Source organism: Paenibacillus sp. NRS-1782 (assembly GCF_050467685.1).
In the GTDB taxonomy this organism is placed as follows: domain Bacteria; phylum Bacillota; class Bacilli; order Paenibacillales; family Paenibacillaceae; genus Paenibacillus; species Paenibacillus terrae_A.
On record NZ_JBITPH010000003.1, the window covers coordinates 13,044 to 33,278 of the forward strand.

At 43.0% G+C, this 20,235-nt stretch carries 11 protein-coding genes and 2 pseudogenes; 11 read left to right on the top strand and 2 right to left on the bottom strand.

Annotated features, from left to right (window positions below; genetic code table 11):
* Positions 1-24: 24 nt before the first annotated feature.
* The 3 genes and pseudogenes from ACIFQM_RS00465 (at position 25) to ACIFQM_RS00475 (ending at position 5,573) form a co-directional block, all read left to right on the top strand.
* Positions 25-682 (top strand): annotated as a pseudogene (locus ACIFQM_RS00465) (PspA/IM30 family protein).
* 26 nt (positions 683-708) lie between these two features.
* A pseudogene (locus tag ACIFQM_RS00470) lies at positions 709-1,536 on the top strand (TFIIB-type zinc ribbon-containing protein); the annotation flags it as partial.
* A gap of 296 nt (positions 1,537-1,832) precedes the next feature.
* Positions 1,833-5,573 (top strand): alpha-L-arabinofuranosidase C-terminal domain-containing protein, encoded by a 3,741-nt coding sequence (locus ACIFQM_RS00475; RefSeq protein ID WP_430064759.1) that lies wholly within the window; start codon positions 1,833-1,835, stop codon positions 5,571-5,573.
* A 290-nt stretch (positions 5,574-5,863) separates the two neighbouring features.
* On the opposite strand, the gene ACIFQM_RS00480 is transcribed toward ACIFQM_RS00475, so the two are convergent.
* Positions 5,864-7,264, bottom strand: coding sequence for a phytase (locus ACIFQM_RS00480; RefSeq protein WP_430041558.1), 1,401 nt, complete (start codon positions 7,262-7,264; stop codon positions 5,864-5,866).
* Positions 7,265-7,377: 113 nt separating this feature from the next.
* Positions 7,378-8,253, bottom strand: a complete 876-nt coding sequence (locus ACIFQM_RS00485; protein WP_430041556.1) for a helix-turn-helix transcriptional regulator — start codon at positions 8,251-8,253, stop codon at positions 7,378-7,380.
* 197 nt (positions 8,254-8,450) lie between these two features.
* Here ACIFQM_RS00485 and ACIFQM_RS00490 point away from each other — a divergent pair, with 197 nt between their 5' ends.
* From ACIFQM_RS00490 to ACIFQM_RS00525, 8 genes are all read left to right on the top strand, one after another.
* Entirely contained in the window at positions 8,451-10,394 is a 1,944-nt protein-coding gene (locus ACIFQM_RS00490) for a glycoside hydrolase family 127 protein (protein WP_430064761.1), read from the top strand.
* Positions 10,395-10,421: 27 nt separating this feature from the next.
* Positions 10,422-11,777, top strand: a complete 1,356-nt coding sequence (locus ACIFQM_RS00495) for a glycoside-pentoside-hexuronide (GPH):cation symporter (protein ID WP_430064763.1) — start codon at positions 10,422-10,424, stop codon at positions 11,775-11,777.
* A gap of 209 nt (positions 11,778-11,986) precedes the next feature.
* Positions 11,987-13,378, top strand: coding sequence for an MATE family efflux transporter (locus ACIFQM_RS00500; RefSeq protein WP_430064765.1), 1,392 nt, complete (start codon positions 11,987-11,989; stop codon positions 13,376-13,378).
* Between the two features lie 216 nt (positions 13,379-13,594).
* Entirely contained in the window at positions 13,595-15,307 is a 1,713-nt protein-coding gene (locus tag ACIFQM_RS00505) for a histidine kinase (RefSeq protein ID WP_430041549.1), read from the top strand.
* Positions 15,304-16,893: a response regulator transcription factor gene (locus tag ACIFQM_RS00510; protein WP_430041547.1), complete on the top strand. Its 1,590-nt coding sequence runs from the start codon at positions 15,304-15,306 to the stop codon at positions 16,891-16,893. Before ACIFQM_RS00505 ends, ACIFQM_RS00510 begins: the two co-directional genes overlap by 4 nt.
* Positions 16,894-17,090: 197 nt before the next feature.
* Positions 17,091-18,362 (top strand): ABC transporter substrate-binding protein, encoded by a 1,272-nt coding sequence (locus ACIFQM_RS00515; protein WP_430064767.1) that lies wholly within the window; start codon positions 17,091-17,093, stop codon positions 18,360-18,362.
* 61 nt (positions 18,363-18,423) lie between these two features.
* The gene (locus ACIFQM_RS00520) at positions 18,424-19,410 is read left to right on the top strand and encodes a carbohydrate ABC transporter permease (RefSeq protein WP_430046264.1); all 987 of its coding nucleotides are present in this window, start codon (positions 18,424-18,426) and stop codon (positions 19,408-19,410) included.
* 1 nt (position 19,411) lies between these two features.
* On the top strand, positions 19,412-20,233 hold the full coding sequence (locus ACIFQM_RS00525) for a carbohydrate ABC transporter permease (RefSeq protein WP_430041541.1): 822 nt from the start codon (positions 19,412-19,414) through the stop codon (positions 20,231-20,233).
* The last annotated feature ends 2 nt before the right edge of the window (positions 20,234-20,235 follow it).

Below are 20,235 nucleotides of genomic sequence, written 5' to 3' on the forward strand. Positions count from 1 at the left end.
TAATCTTTTCGAAGGGAGACCATGATGGGGATTCTATCGAGATTTAGGGATATTATGAAAATGAATGTTAACGCCTTATTAGACAAGGTGGAAGATCCGGAGAAGACAATTGACGATTACATGCAGAACCTGAACATCGACCTGGGCAGAGTTAAAGCGGAAACCGCTTCGGTGTTGGCGGATGAGAAGAGAACGAAGAGAGCTTTGGATGAATGCAGAGCAGAGATCAAAAAGCTTCAGCATTACGCTATGAAGGCAGTGGAGGCTGGCAATGATGAGGAAGCTCGAAAGTTTCTGGAGAGAAAAGTAAAGCAGGCGGAGAAGCTGGAACAATTACAAGCCTTCTATGACGTGGCTTCTTCAAACGCCGAAAATATGCAACAAATGCAGGATAAACTGGCGTCCGATATGGACCAATTGGAAGTACGTCGCATCAAGCTAAAAGGGAAAATAGCGGCTGCCAAGGTACAGCAATCCTTGAATGCTATGGGCGGCCAGGATTCCATGTTCGAAGCTATGGAAGAGAAGGTTAACAGGGCTTATGATGAAGCAATGGCTATAGCCGAGCTTCGGGCAGGGACGAAGGACGATCTGGATGATTTATTCGCACAGGTTGAGAAAGAGCACGAATACAGAAGATGAATTGGCTAGGATCAAAGAAAAACTGAAAGATCAGAAATAACAGTTCTTTATGATAGAGGTGAGCAGATGCCGGTTATCGAATACAAATGCCCAAACTGCGGCAGTGGCATGGTCTTTGACAGTGAAACAGGAATGTTTTCTTGTCATAGTTGCGGAAGAAAGGACAATATTGAGTATTTTCCAGATCCTCTGACGAATCATGTTTTTATAGAAGACGAGGCTCAGGAGTACCATTGTACCAGCTGCGGAGCAGTCATTATGACTGAAGTAGAGACAAGTGCGACGGTTTGCAGCTTTTGCGGTTCAGCCGTGGTTCTTGGCGATCGACTGACTGGGGAACTGGCTCCCGCTCAGGTCATTCCTTTTTCGATCAGTAAGGAAGAAGCCATGCAAGCCTTCCGAAAATGGTGCAAGAATGGTCGTCTGACGCCGAGCCGGTTCATGACAGCAGATCGAATCAAGGGAATCACCGGGATGTATGTGCCTTTTTGGTTATATGAATTACATAATAAAATTGAGGTTCAGGGTCAGGGCAAAAAAGTGAGAACCTATACGAGCGGGGACTACGAGTATACGGAAACGCAGCATTTTGATGTATACCGGAAAATCCGTCTGAATTATGTGAAGGTTCCCATTGATGCCGCGGAGAAAATGAACGACGAGCTGATGGATAAATTAGAGCCTTTTCCTTACGATCAGCTAAAAAGCTTTAAAACCCCGTATCTTGCCGGCTACATTGCGGAGAAATACAGTTATAACGACGAGGAGCTTTTCCCGCGAGTGAAAGAAAAAGTGAAGGAATATATTGATGCTTATATTCAGTCTGCGGTGTCAGAGTACACGGCCGTGAACTACACGGAAAAGCAAATTGATACTACATTAAAACAAGCGGATATAAATTTGTTTAATACTGAATAAGTGGTTAGTCCCAAGGAGTGAATATTGACTAAATCTTTGGGGCAAAAAAATTGTTTCCAATAGAGAATTAAAGCAGTTCATCAATGGAGTGAACAATTTACCCTAACAAGGATGGCCCCTCTGAAAAACCGCTCATTGAGCGGTTTTTTTGTCACTATAAAGGATTGAAAAATGTGCGTAGGATAAGGTACTATAGTTATATAGTATATATTTATATTAATATTAATAATTAGTTATTACATTAACAAAATATATGTATAGGAGCAACGAAGATGACCAAATTCCAAGATCAAATCATTGCGCAGTACAAGTTTGAGGATGCGGGGAACGTCGGCAAAGATAGCTCAGGGCAAGGTAATGACGGGGTTGCTTCTGGCACAGTAGCACCCACAATCTCCAATGTCAGCGGCAGAACGGCTTTGACGCTTGCGGGAGGTCCTAACGGTACATCATATATACAGCTTCCTTCCAATCTGCTTAAAGATGTAAGCGATAACACGGGTGTCACAGTGACTGCTTGGGTCAACTTCGGTAGATTCACGGATATGTGGGAACGTGTTTTTGACTTTGGCAAAGCCCATACAGGACCCTATATGTTCATGACACGGAATCTGCGCGGGACTCTTTTCGCCGAGGCAGATCTGGCTGTAGATCCGGGGAGAGGTTTTGTCCGGGATGAGTGGATGCACATAGCCATGTCCGTGATTGGCACAAAAGGCGGCACATTAAGTAGTGCGGGTCCGATTGTGTATGTGAACGGCGAAGTCGTAGCGGACGGCTCCATCAGCCAAACCTCCAGCGGCAGCTATGCCAAGCTGCGCAAATGGTTTGAAACGTTTACAGACTCGTCCAACTACAGCAACAATTTTATTGGTCGTTCCCAGCATGCAGCGGATGTGGATTTTTCCGGTTTACTATCCGACTTTTGTGTATACAAAGCGGGTTTGTCAGCAAACGAAGTCATTGAAGTCATGTGCGATTCGTTGACAGACGAAGAGGTTGTGAAGCTCGCTCGCGATAAGTATTTGTCCTTCCCAACGACGATTGTAACCAAGGACTTGTCCCTGCCAACGGTCCTTATGGGCGGTAGAGTAGAAGTGACCTGGAAATCCAGCCACCCTGAGATACTCTCTGACAACGGTCAGGTTCAGACAATTACCTCCTCACAGGGGGTAACCGTGACAGCCTTTTTGACGAAGGGCCAAAGCTGTATTGAAAAAAGTTTTGAAGTATCCGTCCTTCCAGAACAGCTACCTCCTTACACTTTGACCATTCATGGAAACAGGGAAGTCATGGATATTAGCGAAGTGATGTACGGCTTGTTCTACGAAGATATCAATAACGCAGCGGATGGCGGAATTTATGCGGAGCTTGTTCAGAATCGTTCCTTCGAGTCCTTCGTGTTCGATACTTATTCCCATGCTTCCGGCGAATGCGGCTGCTCTACGGGGCGTAACCGTAACCCTTTGTTTGCCTGGTCCGGTGATACGGACAAGATGACTCCGCAAAATAGCGGCGGATTAAATGAATTTTTAGGTGCTAAAGACAAAGATGTGAACTCTTATTATGTGACGGTAGCGGATGGTGCGACTATTCGAAATAAGGGCTTTTCGGATTCTAACCAGAATTGCGCCATGTCTATCCAAGCGGGTGACAAGTATGATTTCACCATCTGGGTGAAGGCTGAGTCGGCGGGCACAATCACGCTACAACTGCAAGATGCGAATGAGAAGGGGATTAGTGAGTCAGTAACCGTACAGGTGGAAGGCAGCAACACGTGGAAAAAGTACGGTATAGATTCCAAACTGGTGCTGACAGGATCGGCTACGGTTCTGGGGCAACTGGCGCTGACGTTTGACGGTGAGATTTCAATAGATATGGTTTCCTTGTTCCCACAGGATGTGTGGGGTGCAGGGGAGGAGACGCGATCCCCATCGGCACACGCCAACTTCCAAGGGAATCCCAACTATAGACTGAGAAAAGATCTGGTGAACGCGCTGGTCGATATGCATCCAAAGTTCCTGCGTTTTCCGGGCGGTTGTATCTCTGAAGGTTCGTTTATTTGGGAAAACGTATACGACTGGAAGGAATCTATTGGTGATATCGAGCTGCGCAAGGAAAACTTTAATGTATGGGGCTATATGATGTCCATGGGCCTTGGTTATATGGAGTATTTCCAGTTGGCCGAAGATCTGAATGCAGCTCCGCTTCCGGTTATGGCCTGCGGCGTTCTCTGCCAAGCTCGTTCCGATTATGCTCATCCGGCTGGAGGCGCATTAAGAGAGTACTATATCAAGAACTTCACAGACCTGATCGACTTTGCGATTAATGTGGATTTCGAGAACAATGAATGGGCCGCCATGCGTAAAAAAATGGGCCATGCAGCTCCGTTCGATCTGCACTATCTGGGTGTAGGGAACGAAAATTGGGGCGTCGAGTTCTTTGCCAACTTTGAAGTGTTCAAAACGTCTATTGATGCGTATATGGAGGAAAACTATCCAGGCAATGAGCTGCATATCATCTCCACGGTTGGCGCTCAAGCAGATGACGATGCATATCAGCAGGGCTGGAAGTTCCTGAGTGGTAATATAACCGGTTCGGCTAAGGTCGCTTTTGCAGATGGTGCCCAAGTAACCGAGGAAACCGTGACATGGTATGAGAAGCAAAAAAATTACATGGACACCATTGCAGATGAGCACTACTACCGTTCCAACGAGTACCTGCTTCATAACGCGGACCGATATAATTATTACTATAGAGCGTATAACGCAGACGGCAGCGTAGACTGGAAGGAAACATCCAAGGTGTTCGTGGGCGAGTATGCGTCTACGGATAAAAATACATTGGCAGGCGCAGTAGCAGAGGCAGCGGTGATGACAGGCTTTGAAAATAACGCCGATGTCGTTCTGTTGGCTGCCTATGCGCCGCTGTTCAACAAGGTGCTGACGGACGGAACCTACAGATGGACGCCGGATTGCATCTGGTTCGATGACGAAACCGTGTGGTTCACACCGAACTACTATGTACAGCAGATGTATGCCAAATATTTGGGCAATAAAGTACTGGCGACCTCTTTTTCCACTTACAAAAACGGCAAGCCAATAGACCTCATTCCGCAGGGTGGAATCGAAATTGCGACAGGCAACGCCGAGGTGATCGTTAAGCGTGTGACAGTCACGTCCAACAAGGATGGCTGCGTGCTGCTGGATCAGGACTTTTCCCAAGAGTTGAATCCAGCTTGGCAGGTCATTCCGGGCTCCGTGGGATCTACGGTGGAGGCAGGCAAGGGGCTTGTCCTCCAAGTTCAAGCCAGCGGTCTGAACGGCCTGTACATTTTGGACGACCAATGGACGGATTATAAGGTGGAGGTTGTGGCTTCCCGCATTTCTGGCACGGACGGTTTTTATGTGGGTGCGGGTCTTACGGATATTTCCGCAGAGAAAAAGGACGTGGTCGAATATGCCGTTGGCTATGGCGGCAAGGCAACGGGCGTGAAGGTGTACAAGCAAGGGGTGGAAGGCTATACCTTAGGTGACTACTCTTCTAGCACTGCGGCAGGCAACCTGAGAGCGGCCAGCTATGAAGAGCTTGCTGACAACACGGATTACACCATCACGGTGAATTACGGCGGTGAAACGGGCAACAGCCTGATCTGCTCTTACACCGACGGAGTGACAAGCAGCAAAGTGCTGGACTACAAGCTGGAGGCTTACAACAGAGATGTGTTCAACTCGGTGACCAAAGATGCGAAGCATGTATATGTGAAGCTTGTGAATGCCGATAACGTGGATAAGGCAATGCAGTTGAACCTTCAGAAATTGAGTGTGGAGTCCAGCGCCAAGCTGGTTACATTAACTGGCGATGCTTCTCTGGTTCATGTACCTAATGTGAATAAAAAGAATGATGAGAAGGTAGTGCCTACCGAGCAGCAGGTTTCGCTCAGTAATAACGCGATCCTTCTGCAATTACCCGCTAATTCGGTGAATGTACTGATGCTGGATCTTAAAGCATAGGTAAACTGGGGCACGTAATCATGTGTGTAAAATTTGAAAAACCCGCTCACTGAGCGGGTTTTCTTTGGATGAAACCAGTGTTGAAAAAGTCCTAGACTCCCGTAGTTTTAACGATGTAATCGAACGAGTTCATTATTCTAACAGACGCTATATCCAAATATCATTGGCTGCTGTTAATTCGGACTCAGTCCCGTCAGTGTTAACTAAACCTCTAGGCTCACCAATGATCGTTGAACTTAGATAATTTCTCATACAGATAGGATGTTGAACACAACTCTTTCTGACGGGTATTACTGCGTGCTTCTGTTCACCAATTCACGTGGGTTGATGCCATCGTCTATCGTTAGCGGGATGCGTGCGCCCTTGGCGATCTGCTCCCAAGGTACCATTTTAAAATTCTGATTCAGCTTTTTGCCATTTTGAAGATTTTCATCATCTTGTACAACGAAGATACCGTGCGGGAAGTTCTTGCCTAATCCATAGCCCAGAACATCAATACCGTCTGTAACAGAGGTGCCGTCGACTGTAGGGCTGGCGCTGATCGTAAAGTTGCTTATATAAGCATTGTCGCCTTGTCGTTCATAGATCGCATAGCTGCTGTTTCCTTGGCTGGAGGCGATGAGATACCCCTTGCCGTCTTTGCCGTAATACAATGTAAGTCCCTCTATATCATCCTGAAGTCTGCGCCCGTCTGCAACATCCACACGTCGTAGCGGCTCGGAGGAACCGTCTGGCTCGGCATCATATTTCCAAATGGCGTGATCCTCTTCGGCAATGTAAACCGTGCCATATTCATCATCAGCCACCATGCCCTCGGATTGCGTATCGAGCTTGAACTGGCGGACCAGCTTACCAGCTATTTTGCCATTTCCGTTGTCCTTCAGCTCATATTGTTCAAATTCACCCTCTTTGCCCAAAACGAGTGCGTAAAACTTGTCTGTCTTGAGGCTATGGTACAGGCTGAATCCATACACTTCCTTCATAGATGATTTAATAGGCTGGTCAACTACGTTTGTTAACGTTCCTGATACTCCGTCAATGGCAAAGATATCAACGGTGTTGTTGGTGCGATTGGTTGCTCCTGCAATATCAATCTTTTTGCCGCCCAGTGTAAAACCGTACCGGATATCCACATTGTTCATTTTGCCGACTTTATAGTTTTGTAATTGCTTGCCTTGCAGATCATAAACCAAAATTCCGCCGCCTTTATTGGTCGCTACAAGTCTGCTTTTCTCCGGGTCGGTCGGATTGAGCCAGATCGCAGGGTCGTCGGCCGCGTCATCTCCATCCTCCACTGCTTCTGTCTCAGCAGTAGGAACAACTTTGTAGGTAGGAACTGCGTCTTTGGGATCAGCATATTTGCTGTTTTCTGCTTCAAGCGTGACAAGCAGCTTTGTAGGAAGATAAATATTTCCACCGACCATCTTAATTTCACGATCCGCTTCCCCCGTTTGGCCAGCTAGGCGATATTGCTTCTCACCGACGGTAAAGGTTCCGACGATGCCATTTTTTAGCTTGACCAAAGCAGATTTGTCGTCACTGTCCCAGGTAATGACCGCTCCCATTTTGTCTGCCTGTGTTCGTAGCGGTGCATACCCGGATGGCTGCATGTCTGCCGCCTTGGTTATTTCAGCAGGTGATACCAAAGCCCCGGCCAAGACTGTCAACAGGGCTAGTTTAGTTGTCTTCATATGTATACCCCTTTTCACGATGTAAAATCTGTAGCAGACTCAGTATAAAGGAACAATATAACGGGAGTATGTTAAAAATGTAAAGGAGATGTAATGCCTATATATTTTACGATTCAATTAGCCGGCTTCCAGTATTGTTGTCTATAGTTTTTCGGGGACATCCCGAATTTTTGTTTAAAGCATTTGGAGAAATAGCTGGCTTGGGAGAACCCTGTTTCTTCTGTGATTTGTTGGACGGACCAGTCGGTTTGCAGCAAAAGACTGCGCCCCTGATCCAGACGATAATCCATTAAATATTCAAGCGGCGTACGGTGGAAAGCGGTCTTCATGCATCTGGCGAGATAGTTTTGATGTACGTGAAAATGAGCCTCCAGGTCTTTGTTGGTGATCGCATTTTTGTAATTCTGTTTTAAGTAGATTTCGATTTGTTCTGCTAACTTGGAGGAACTGCTTTTATGATTATCATCATATTCCAAACTATGAAAAATATTCACAAATATCTGTTGGGCCTCCCATAGGGCCAGCTTTCTAGGTTTTAAGGTAGAGGCTAGTAAGTAGTCTAATTTAGAAAACAGTTCATGGGGATTGATTAGTTTTTGAAATTTGGGTAAATGGATTGTTGTGTGCTCGGAATGAAAATGCAACTCGGGTATGGGTGAGCTTGGTGTGATCAGATTGGGTGAAGCTTGGGCGCACCACATACTACTGGCTTGAAAATGAAACCAGTAAAAGGAGGTTAGTTCTGTACATGCCTCAATGGGAAAATGGTGTTTATCCGGTTCAAGAATCAGTGCGTAATTTCCAGCCACCTTCCATACTTCATCTTCCTCTCCTATGTGCAGCAGTCCTTCTTTGATGATAATAACGTCAAAATAGCCCAAGTTATAACGATTCGGGTGCCAATCCCCTTTTTGGTATGTAGTAACATTCCCCTCAATGAAATAAGGCAATGGAGGGACAAGGAAGGATAGAAAGTTTGTTTTGCTCATGGAAGTCAGCTCCTTTATGTGTGTGAAATCGTATAACTTTTAGTTAAAGATTGCGATTTTTTTTATAAGTTCAGGTTGATAAAATAAGGACTGTAGCAAGGGAAACCCAGGTTTGTTAGGTCGGGCATGTATCATTACTTTATCCTTATTTTTTCAAAAATGAAAGCGTTCTATTTCCAGGAAGGGATGTGTATCCAATGAAAACAGCTAAGCCAGTAAAACATGTCGCCGTTGAGGATTCATTTTGGAAAAAGTATAAGCAGGTTGTGGCAGAAGAGGTCATTCCTTATCAGTGGAAAGCATTAAATGATGAGTTACCAGATACAGAACCCAGTCATGCGATTGAAAACTTTAAAATTGCGGCTGGTGAGTCCAGCGGGGAGTATTATGGAACCGTTTTCCAAGATAGTGATATTGCAAAATGGCTGGAAACGGTGGCCTTTAGTTTAAGGGATCATCCGAACCCTGCGCTTGAAGAACGGGCGGATGAAGTGATTGCTTTGCTGGGAAGAGCTCAAGCTGAAGATGGATATTTGAATACGTATTATTTGCTGAAAGAGCCCAACAATCGTTGGACCAACTTACGTGATAACCATGAGCTATATTGTGCGGGACATTTTATAGAAGCGGCGGTTGCTTATTACGAAACGACAGGCAAAACGGAATTTCTCCACATTATGGAGAAATACGTGGACCTGATTCAGCAGGTTTTTGGTACGGAAGCGGGGAAACGAAAAGGCTACCCTGGGCATGAAGAAATCGAGCTGGCTTTGATCAAATTATATGATGTGACTGAAAAGGATCAATATCTCAAATTAGCACAATATTTTATTGAACAGCGGGGGCAGCACCCGATTTACTTTGAAGAGGAACGGGAAAATAGAAAACAAATTCAAACAGAGCCTACCTGGAATGATGATAACAACATTAATTTTGGCTTAGGCTTCGAATATCAGCAGGCACACCAACCTGTCCGGGAACAAACGGAGGCTGTGGGTCATGCCGTAAGAGCGGTGTATCTGTATATTGCAATGGCAGACTTGGCTGCGAAGACAGGAGATGCCTCCCTTTTAAAAGCCTGTGAAGCCCTGTGGGATGATGTGACGAACCGAAAAATGTATATTACCGCTGGCATCGGATCTTCTGTAAACGCGGAAGCGTTCACTTGCAGTCATGATCTTCCGAATGACAGCATGTACTGTGAAACCTGTGCTTCTGTAGGGCTGGCCTTTTGGGCCAATCGTATGCTGCGCTTAGCACCAGACCGCAAATATGCCGATGTGCTGGAGCGTGCGCTGTACAATGGAACCATTAGTGGGATGGATCTGGATGGAAAACGATTTTTTTACGTCAATCCACTGGAAGTGAATGCTTTTCAAAAATCCAGAAAAGATCAGAAGCACGTAAAAATAGAACGGCAAAAATGGTTCTTCTGTGCGTGCTGTCCGCCCAATTTGGCCCGCATGATCGCATCGGTCGAAGATAATATGTACACCCAGACCGAGGATACGTTGTATACACATCTGTATATTGCAAGCAGGGTAAACATGGTTCTGTCTGGTCAAGAGGTGGAAATTACACAGACTCATCATTATCCATGGGATGCGGATCTGACCTTTTCCATTCATGCAGCAGAGCCGACTTCGTTTACATGGGTTTTGCGGATTCCGGGGTGGTGCAAGCAGGCAGAGGTGAAGGTGAATGGCGAAACCATTTCATTACACCATCTGAAAAAAGGCTATGTAGAGATTCAGCGCACCTGGAATGATGGTGATGTGGTAACCCTGCATTTGGCTATGCCGGTGGAACGGATTCGGAGCAACGCTCTTGTTTCCATGAATCAGCAGCAGGTCGCTCTCCAACGTGGTCCAATCGTGTTTTGTCTGGAAGAAGTGGATAACGGGGAGAACCTGGCGGGATTAAGATTGCCCAAGGACAGTCTCATTACGGAAGAGTTTAGCGAAAACCTGCTTGGTGGCATTGTAAAGCTGAAGACAGAGGGTTATCGGGTGAAAAGCTCCACTGCATTATATAGCTCGGAGCCCCCTGAATTGGTTTCTCAACAAATCACTGCAATTCCTTACTATGCTTGGTGCAACCGGGATAAAGGAGAAATGCGTGTGTGGGTTTATGAATCATAATTCATTCACATGGGGAGAGAAGAGATCATGAGCACGAGAATTGTGAGTACAGAACCACCCGAGACCGTTCCTTTTCATCGTAAAATCAGCTATTCATTAACGGATACAGCGGGCAATCTTTTATACTGTGTCATTTCCAGCTATTTATTGTATTTTTATACGGATGTATTTGGTCTTTCTATTGGAATTGCCGGGACGCTGCTTTTTATCACCCGCTTTATTGATGCCATTGATGCCCCGATCTGGGGCATCCTGATTGACCGGACCAAGTCAAAATACGGGCAGAGTAGACCTTATTTTCTATGGTTATGTATCCCGTTTGCGGTGTTCATGGTTCTTACGTTCACAACACCCAACTGGAGTGAGTCTGGAAAAATTGCATACGCGGCGGTCACTTATATCATAGCCGGTATCCTGTATACAGGAATCAGTACGCCCATTACGTCCATTCTGCCTAACCTGAGTACGAACTCTAACGAGCGCGTCGTGCTGAACTCCTTCCGTATGGTCGGGGGGAATGTGGGCTTCTTCATAGCTACGACGTTTACATTGCCTCTGGTGGCCTTCTTTGGACAGGGGAATGATCAAAAAGGTTTTTCGTTAACGCTCGTTTTATTTGGAATCATGGCCATTATCATGTTTTTGATAGCGTTTGCCGATTTGCGTGAAAATGCAGCGGTTAAAACGAAATCCGTTCCGATTGCTAAAAGTTTTACAGCCATCAAACGAAATTGGCCCTGGATGCTCGTCGTAGCTGCTAATTTGTGCTACTGGATTGGCTTGAATATCCGTTCAGCGACGCTTATCTTTTATCTGCAATACAATCTGGATAGCAAGGACTTGGTACCTTTAATCAACGGACTGACCTCTTTACAATTGATCTCGATGGTTCTGATTCCGTTGTTCGCCAGAAAATTAAGTAAAAACAGCATCATGATTATTGGATTGATTTTGGCTGCATTGGGTCAGGTTGTAATTTTAATGGGAAGTACGGACTTAACCCTCATTATTATCGGTTGGATTATTGGTGCGTTAGGATCAGGCTTTGCATGTTCTATGCCGTTTGCGATGTTATCAGATACAGTCGATTACGGGGAATGGAAAAATGGTATTCGGGCAAGTGGATTCCTGACCTCCATTGGAAGCGCATTCTGTATTAAAGCGGGTAGCGGAATCGGCGGATTATTGCCGGCATGGATCATGGGCAGCACCGGTTACATCGCCGGGAAGGTCCAAACGCCTACTGCGTTGTCTGGAATTCAGTTCAGCTTTATCTGGCTACCGTTTATCGTCTTCCTGATCGGCATCATTCCTATGTTCTTGTATAAAAAATTCGAAAAGAACGAAGCTTCCATTCAACAGGATTTAATTGCGAGAAGATAATATAAATGCATGTAACAAGGTTTTAATAACCTTATAAAAGGGATTTAATTTCACTTCAAAACCTGTTCACTGAGCTGAGCAGGTTTTTGTGTTTTTTCTATTTTAAATGTGAGTAAAACTATTGACAGGATTTTCTTTTGGAGTGATACTTCTATGAAAGCTCTTCTGTTGAAGGGTTTTTTTTAATTTGATAAAAAGAATGTGATGATATGAGTCAACTGAGTGTAAGAATGAGAACCCATGGCTTTCTGAATCGGCATTTTTCGGGAGCGTCTATTGATTATCGACAGATTATTGCTCTCTTTATTCCGCTTCTGATTGATCAGGCCTTTATTGTTGGTCTTAATTTGGTAAATACGGCAATGATCAGCTCATCGGGTATGGCGGCGGTCAGCGCGGTGAATATGATTGATTCGCTGAATATTTTTCTGATAAATGTGTTTGTTGCTGTGTCCACCGGGGGTACGGTTGTGGTTGCGCAGTATAAGGGGAGCGGTAACGACCTCATGGTCTCTAAGGCTGCATCCGGCACTATTTCCTCCGTTTCCTTGCTGGCGCTGGCTATCAGTTTGTTTATGATCGTGTTGTACAATCCGATTTTAAGTATTCTGTTTGGCTCCGCCTCGCCGGATGTATTAGCTAACGGCAAGGTGTATCTGCTGGGAAGCTGTATGTCCTTCGTTGGGATTGCAGTAGTTGAGGCGGTGTGTGGAGCACTGAGGGGGATCGGGAAGACAAGGGCATCGCTGGCTCTTTCTCTCATCATGCACCTCTCGTACGTGCTTTTAAATGTAGTATTCATTAATGTATTGGATATGGGTGTGCTGGGCATGACGATTGCCGTAAACGTGTCCAGATACGCAGGGGCAGTCTGCGCGTTGATCTATTTGGTCAGGGTAGATGACGACTTGCGTGTTCAGCTTAGAGATATGCTTTATTTTAATCTAGCTATGCTTAAAAAGATTCTGTTCATCGGGCTTCCATTTGCAGCAGAGCAGATGTTTTTTAATGGGGGTAAAATTTTAACCCAAATCTTCATTGTGAGCCTGGGAACCAATGCGTTGGCGACGAATGCCATTTGCTCATCCCTGGCTAACGTGTTCCAAATTCCTGCGAATGCCCTGGCTCTGACGATTGTGACTGTAGTCGGTCAATGTATCGGTCGTCGAAATGTCGAGGATGCCAGAAAGTTTACCAAATCCTTTATCTGGCTGTCGTCTTTTTCTTTTATTGTTATGGGTCTCATTCTTATGCCCTTGTTCAAGCCGATGGTGGGTCTGTTTCATCCACCTGCTGAAATCGTAGATGACATTTTCATTGTGATACTGATTAATACGTTGGCCCAGATCCCGCTCTGGTCCATCGCCTTTATCGTACCCTCTGCGCTTAGAGCAGCAGGTGATTCGAAATTTACGTCCCTCACCTCGATGCTGTCCATGTGGTTGTGCCGGGTGGTGCTCGGGTATATTTTGGGCATCGTCTTCAATCTGGGGATTGTTGGGGTCTGGCTGGCTATGGATATTGAATGGGGCGTGCGGGGGATTGTTTTCCTTTGGCGCTTCCGCGGTAACAAATGGGTCCAGCATCGTTTGATCGACTGAATAGGTCCACTACCATAAAATTGACTTCTGGATGAAGGCATTTTATAGTAGTGGATTTTTTTATATAGTGAGTTGTGTCTTTTTTTAATGTTTTCCAGTAGTTATCGCACGTCATATTAGAATCTGTAAGATATAATGTTGTTAGAACCAAAGAATGAAGTATCCGAGGTTTTATTGATATCAAGTGAGAGATTACATTTTAAAAAGGAGGACTGTATGTCGATTTATGAGTGGTATAAATGGAGAAATTGGAAACTACAGTATAAGTTAATGATCATCTATATACCTCTTATTATCTTGCCCTCTGTGGTAGGTCTTACCATTTTAACAAACAGTTATAATCAAACTTCACAAGAAGTGATTAGTCATTATTCTAAAACAATAATCAGTTTAACCAGAGATAAAATTGATACACAAATAACCGATTATAATGACATAAGTTTAAAACTGTTTACAAAATATGAAATTATTAGATTATTTAAAGTTATACCCGAAAATCAATTTGAAATGCTGGGAATTCAAAGGAAATTGGAAGGGGATATTCGTCCTGCGATTGGGGAGATTGATATAAATAATATTATATCATGCGTTTTTGTAACGAAATCCGGACGTTTTGTGGTAGGTAATGATAGTACTGATTATTACAATGATAACGAACAGACATTTATTGATAATGTTGAAAAAAGTAATGGTGCGCCAGTATGGTCCAACCCTCGTGAATTTCATATTGGGAATCGAGAGGTGCAAGCTTTTCGCTTAGGCCGGGTCATAAAAGATGATAACTTTCAGCCGATTGGGATTGCTTATTTGGTTATAAATTCACGTTGGCTTCAGAATACTTTAACGTCATCCCAAGTTGGTTCAGGGGTAGAATTAGCTGTGAGAGATTCGAGGGATCAAGTAATCATTAAAAAAGAGATGCAGCTGGCCAAAACATCAGATAATACTCTCGATATCGTAGCTCAAATAAAGCAGAACGACTGGAGTGTTTTTGCTTCATTCTCGTTGGCTGAGCTTTATGGAACTGTACACCGTGTGAGCGGTTTTGCGGTAGGGCTTATTGCGCTCTGTACTGTGATAGGGTTAGTAGCAACCTATATTGTTGTAACTGATTTAGTTATACCTATAAAACGACTTAGAGGAAATATGTACCAAGGCATAAAGGGAGTCCGACCTCAATTGATGATAAAATTCAAGGGCGCAAGGGAAATTTGCGAGTTGAACGATTTGTTTATCTCATTCTTATACGAAATTTATAATTTGGTTGATGATGTGAAAAAAAATGAGGAGAAAAAACGAAAAGCAGAGCTAAAGCTGCTCCAGAATCAGCTCTCTCCACATTTCCTCTATAACACATTGAACTCCATACGATGGATGGCCCTTATTCGGAAACAGGATCATATCCGTGAAATGGTTGATGCTTTAACTCATTTATTGACCTATTCACTGCATAATGCTGAAGAACTGGTATTGCTAAAGGATGAATTGTCTGTTATGCAAGACTATGTGAAAATTCAAAAGGTCCGTTATCAAAATTTTCAATTTATAACTCATATAGAAGCCAAGCTGGAAAATGTAAAAATTCTAAAGTTTTTATTACAGCCGTTAATTGAGAATGCCTTGATTCATGGTTTATCTAGTATTGACAGACCTGGTGAAATTAAATTGTCCATCAAGGAGAATAATAATCAACTCATCATGCAGGTCATTGATAATGGAACGGGTATATCGAATGAACGTTTATCATCTATTCATGAAATATTGGCCGGAAAGAACGAGAATAATCACATCGGATTAAGAAGCGTGCAAGAGCGTATTCAGATGTATTATGGTTCTCAATACGGTTTGCAGATATTGAGTATGGAAGGCAGCGGAACTACCATGGAAATAACTATGCCGTTAATAACAGATGTGGGGGTAGACTCATGAGGAAAGTGATGATTGTTGATGATGAATCACTTGTTCGTATAGGATTTCAAACCGTCATCGACTGGGAGAATCACGGCTACCATGTATCCGGTGTTTACCGAAATGGTCTGGAGGCTTGGGAGGCGATAGAGCGAGAAGGTCCGCCTGATGTATTGTTGACAGATATTCGGATGCCTGAAATGGACGGACTGGAACTTATACGTCGAATTCGAGAGAACAACATTGTTATGAACATTTTAATCCTTAGTAGTCATGAGGAATTCCAATACTTAAGAACCTCTATACAACTAGGAGTCCAAGATTATATCCTGAAGCATTTGTTTGATCCTGATGAGTTAATTCAGACCCTCGACCAGTTGAATTATTCCAATGTGACAGAAGCATCTATAGAAGAACAAATCGTTGTTGCTGATTTGGATTTAGAAAGACAATTGCTGCTGCGCGAAACGAGAACTTTATCGGGAATTACAATGAAGGGAACGGGTATAGAAGTTGCTCGTTATCCGAATTTGCTGAAAAAATGGAATAGTAACGGGATTCACGGGTGTTGGGTTGCTATTAGAACACTGCCTAGTCCAAACGGTTATTTAGATTCAGAATGTAAAGCCCTGGGTTATTTATTGCAGGAATTGATTGAACGGTTTTGTAAGAACGTTTACATCGGAATGGATCAAGATCTGTTCCATGTCCAATGTTTCCTTGAATCAGAAGCTGATATTTTGGACGATAAAATTTTTTCAGAAGTTTCAGATACGGTTCAACAAAACTTAAATATCCCTATTGTAATAGGTATGAGTGAAAGAGGAGCATTTTTAACAGAAATGATAAAGATGCGCAAGCAGGCTGAAGACGCTGTGTGTAAGTCCTTTTATTGGGGTGCGGGAATATATCAATACGATTCTACACGTCCGATGATGAATATAGTGGCTTCAGAATGGGTGGATTTGAAAAAGAGGGCTTTGGAACTCTTGAAGGATAAACAACGGGATAGCATTTATACGTGGATGAGTGAAGTGGGAAAGCTGTTTGCAGAGAGGTATACACCAGAGGAGGCAGTCAGATTTCTTCAGATGGTGTATAGACAGTTTATTAAAATTAGAACGGAAACATTTTTAGTAGATCAGGATACTTTAAATCAGGAAATGAATCCTCTTGTACTTACTTTTGAAATATCCGAATCTGTTTCTTCCTGGTCTGAGTTGTTTCGGATTACACGCACTATGATGGAAGAGCGGGATCGCGTTTTTCTTCTTATCAAAAAGAGAAGTCCCTGGCTAGAAGCAGTGATAACCTTTATTAACGAGCAATATGCTGAATCGATTCGATTGGAAGATGCAGCGCAGATTACCAATTTCAATGCCAATTACTTTGGCCAGTTGTTTCGTAATGAGACGGGCTTTACTTTCCTGGAATATGTTACTAAGGTTCGTATTGAGAAGGCAATGGAGTTGCTGGAGAATCCGAATCTTTCAACAGAGGAAATAGCGTCCCGAATCGGGTATCCTAATGCGAACTATTTTGTCAAAGTATTTAAGAAAATCACGGGGACTACCATATCAGAATATCGGACTTTTCAAAAAAACTGAAGAATTGGCATTTTAAACTGAAGAATTGGAATCAATCCAGCCTTTCTCCCATGGAAAGGCTGGATTTTTGTTTAACAAATAAAAAAAGTGCTGGAGAAATGGAAGCGCAATCAAAATTTTGACCATGTGATTTAGAACTCATAAAGACTAACATAATAACAAGAACAACATGTCAATAATCCAAAAGGGGATTTATTATGAAAAGAAAAATTGGAAGCGCATTCTTAAGTTTAGTTATTGCTTCAGCTGTGGGGCTCGCCGGATGTTCAGACACAAGCTCAAAAAGTGAGGGAGCCAATGAATCCAATGCAGTGACTTTACAAGTATGGGGCGATCAAGTCAACCAACCCGTAACTGAACAGGGATTCAAAAAAATCAATGAAATTTTTATGAAGAATAACCCGGGTATTCAGATAGATTTCCAATATACAGGCACGTTAGAGACTATAGATACTGCTGTAAAAGCTAACTCTTTGCCAGATGTCTTCTATGTACAGGGAAACAAAACGCCCAAAATGGATTTGTATGTAAAAAGCGGTGCTCTTCTTCCCTTGAACGATTATAAGTTGGATACAAGCCGTTATCCAAAAGAAGCTGTTGAATATGGAACAGTGGACGGAAAACTTTATACTTCGCCTCCTTCCTTTATGGATTCGCAATTAATGTATTACAACAAAGATATTTTTAGCAAATATAACCTGGAGGCTCCTAAGACTTTTGATGAATTTGTGAAAGTTGCCGAAACGTTAAAATCGAAAGGAATTACCCCTGTTGCTATGCCAGGCAAAGATGCTTGGTCCAGGTTGTGGATCGCATTTAGTCTACTTCCTGCGTTAGGTAATGATGCGCTTCAAGCTGTTAATCATGGAAAAGGAGATTTCTCCGATCCTGGCATTATTAAAGCGTTCCAAACGATTCGTGATTTTGCCGATCGAGGTTATTTTTCAAACAACCTGGGTTCCGTAGATGCTGCTGGAGCTCAGCTGGCTTTTACGAACGGAAAAGCAGCTATGATTGCAGATGGAACATGGAATAATTCAACTTACGAAAGTTCGATGAGCAATCTTGGACGTTTTTATATTCCAGGGACGGATGGTAAGAAAACGGCACCTCAAAGCTTGAGTAATTTAATGACCTACGCAGCTTCGGCAAATACAAAGCATCCGAAAGAAGCTGCGGAGTATATCAAATATCTGGCAAGCCAGGAAGCGCAGCAAATTTTTGCAACGGAAACGGGCGCAGTACCTATTATTGATGATATCAAGCCAAAAGATGAAGGTGTAAAGGAAATGGCTGCCTATGATGGCCTTGGAGATAATATTTATACGGTTTTGACAAATGTTTCGACTGACGAAGTCAAGCTCACTGATATCTTTTTGGAAGAAGTAATGCCTAAGCTGCTGACAAGCAAAATTACAGGGCAGGAAGCAGTAGAAATATTGAATGCTGCATTAGCAAAAACGAAATAAACTTTATGTAGAGGGGCTCGGTTCAGGCCGAGTCCTTCTATCTTAGGGAGTGACGAAGCATATGCAATCCATAAAGAATGCACCCGATTCACAATTTGGTGTTCAAACTGGAAAAGTATCATCCATCATTGAATGGCTTAAGAGACATCCATACATGTGGTTTATCGCACCGGGCTTCATCCTGTATTCCATGTTTGTCATTTATCCCATTGTTTCAGCAGCCATCATGAGTCTGTACTATTCAAACGGATTTGGAGATTCCAAATTTGTTGGCTTTCAAAATTACATTGAATTATTTACTACTAAAGAGCTATATAGTCAATTTTTAAATGCCTTTAAGAATAATGTGTTCTTGTTTGTATTAAATACGGTTCTTGTTTTACCTGCACAGCTGTATCTGGCCTATTTGATTCATACAAAGATACGTGGGTATCGTTTTTTTCAAACAATGATATTTGCGCCACAATTTATTACCTCGACGGTTGTTATTTTTATGGGGACATTAATTTTTGATCAAAATATCGGAATATTTAACCATATATTAACATTGGTGGGACTAGAGGGTTGGGTACAAAATTGGTTGGGTATTCCAGGGAAAGAGATGTATGTCATATTTTTGATTAGTACCTGGAGTGGTATTGGTTTTAGCATGATTTATTTTATCGGAGCCATGAAAATGCTGCCTGAAGAAATTTTTGAAGCTGCATTTTTAGATGGAGCCGGGTATTGGGGAAGATTTTTCCACATTGTAATCCCGTTGCTTCGAACGAGCATCATTAATGTGGTGATTATTAGCTACATCTTTTCAATGACAGTGTTTGATTATAACTATATGCTAGGTGGCGTATCTGGAGGTACTGACCACTCAATGGACGTTATGACTCTCTTCTTCTATAGAGTTGCTTTTGGTTCTAACGGAGCTATGGGAGGAACCGTCAGTGCCAACTCCATAGGAATGGGAACTACAATTGCCTGTGTAATGTTTGTAGTAATCCTTATTGTGGCTCTGGTTCAACTTAAACTTTTGTCTGGTAAGGAGGAGAACTAATATGTTCCGAAGCGAACGGCAATATGTAAGCCAAGTGATCCTGTTTTTGTACTGTTCATTTACTGTATTTGTTCTAGGGTATTTAGTGTGGAACTCGTTTCGGACAAAGAAAGATGTTTTAACGAATACCATAGGATGGCCTAAGGAATGGAGCCTTCAAGCTTATATTGATATTTTCAAAGAGGACCATTTTCAATACAACATCTTTAGTAGCGTTATCATTTTGGTCGGTGCCATTGTGCTTATCATTCTGCTTTCTTCCATGGTGGCATATGGACTAGGGATATACAAGTTTCGTTTTAGACAAGGAATCATGCTTTATTTTCTACTTGGATTAATGTTTCCGATGCAGTTGGGCATTGTACCTATTTTTTTGATTATTAAAAACATGGGACTGATGAATAGTGTGTGGGGAGTTATGTTGGTTATGGCAGCGGGAATTTCTACGCCTGTTCTTATGCTGACTCATTTTTTTGCAAAATCGCCCCGTGCCTTGTATGAATCGGCAAAGATAGACGGAGCTGGAGAATGGAAAATTTTTTGGAGAATTATGTTCCCGTTAGCATCCCCAATTATTGTAAGTTTGTGTATTATCATTTCCGTAGGTATTTGGAATAACTTCTTTGTTCCGCTCGTCCTGTTGCAAAATGACAATGTAAAAACAATCCCTCTTGCTATCATGAAGTATACAAGTAATCTTATGATGAATATGGACAGCGCTTTAGCCTCTTCTGTTCTTGCCACGATCCCTATCTTAATTGCGTTTTTCTTTTTGTCGGATCGAATTATTGAAGGTGTAGCTACTGGCGGTGTAAAGGAATAACC

What these genes read in the sequence shown, in the direction of transcription:
- ACIFQM_RS00475 (WP_430064759.1), top strand. Translation starts at nt 1,833, where the DNA reads ATGACCAAATTCCAAGATCAAATCATTGCGCAGTACAAGTTTGAGGAT.
- ACIFQM_RS00480 (WP_430041558.1), bottom strand. Translation starts at nt 7,264, where the DNA reads ATGAAGACAACTAAACTAGCCCTGTTGACAGTCTTGGCCGGGGCTTTG.
- ACIFQM_RS00485 (WP_430041556.1), bottom strand. Translation starts at nt 8,253, where the DNA reads ATGAGCAAAACAAACTTTCTATCCTTCCTTGTCCCTCCATTGCCTTAT.
- ACIFQM_RS00490 (WP_430064761.1), top strand. Translation starts at nt 8,451, where the DNA reads ATGAAAACAGCTAAGCCAGTAAAACATGTCGCCGTTGAGGATTCATTT.
- ACIFQM_RS00495 (WP_430064763.1), top strand. Translation starts at nt 10,422, where the DNA reads ATGAGCACGAGAATTGTGAGTACAGAACCACCCGAGACCGTTCCTTTT.
- ACIFQM_RS00500 (WP_430064765.1), top strand. Translation starts at nt 11,987, where the DNA reads ATGAGTCAACTGAGTGTAAGAATGAGAACCCATGGCTTTCTGAATCGG.
- ACIFQM_RS00505 (WP_430041549.1), top strand. Translation starts at nt 13,595, where the DNA reads ATGTCGATTTATGAGTGGTATAAATGGAGAAATTGGAAACTACAGTAT.
- ACIFQM_RS00510 (WP_430041547.1), top strand. Translation starts at nt 15,304, where the DNA reads ATGAGGAAAGTGATGATTGTTGATGATGAATCACTTGTTCGTATAGGA.
- ACIFQM_RS00515 (WP_430064767.1), top strand. Translation starts at nt 17,091, where the DNA reads ATGAAAAGAAAAATTGGAAGCGCATTCTTAAGTTTAGTTATTGCTTCA.
- ACIFQM_RS00520 (WP_430046264.1), top strand. Translation starts at nt 18,424, where the DNA reads ATGCAATCCATAAAGAATGCACCCGATTCACAATTTGGTGTTCAAACT.
- ACIFQM_RS00525 (WP_430041541.1), top strand. Translation starts at nt 19,412, where the DNA reads ATGTTCCGAAGCGAACGGCAATATGTAAGCCAAGTGATCCTGTTTTTG.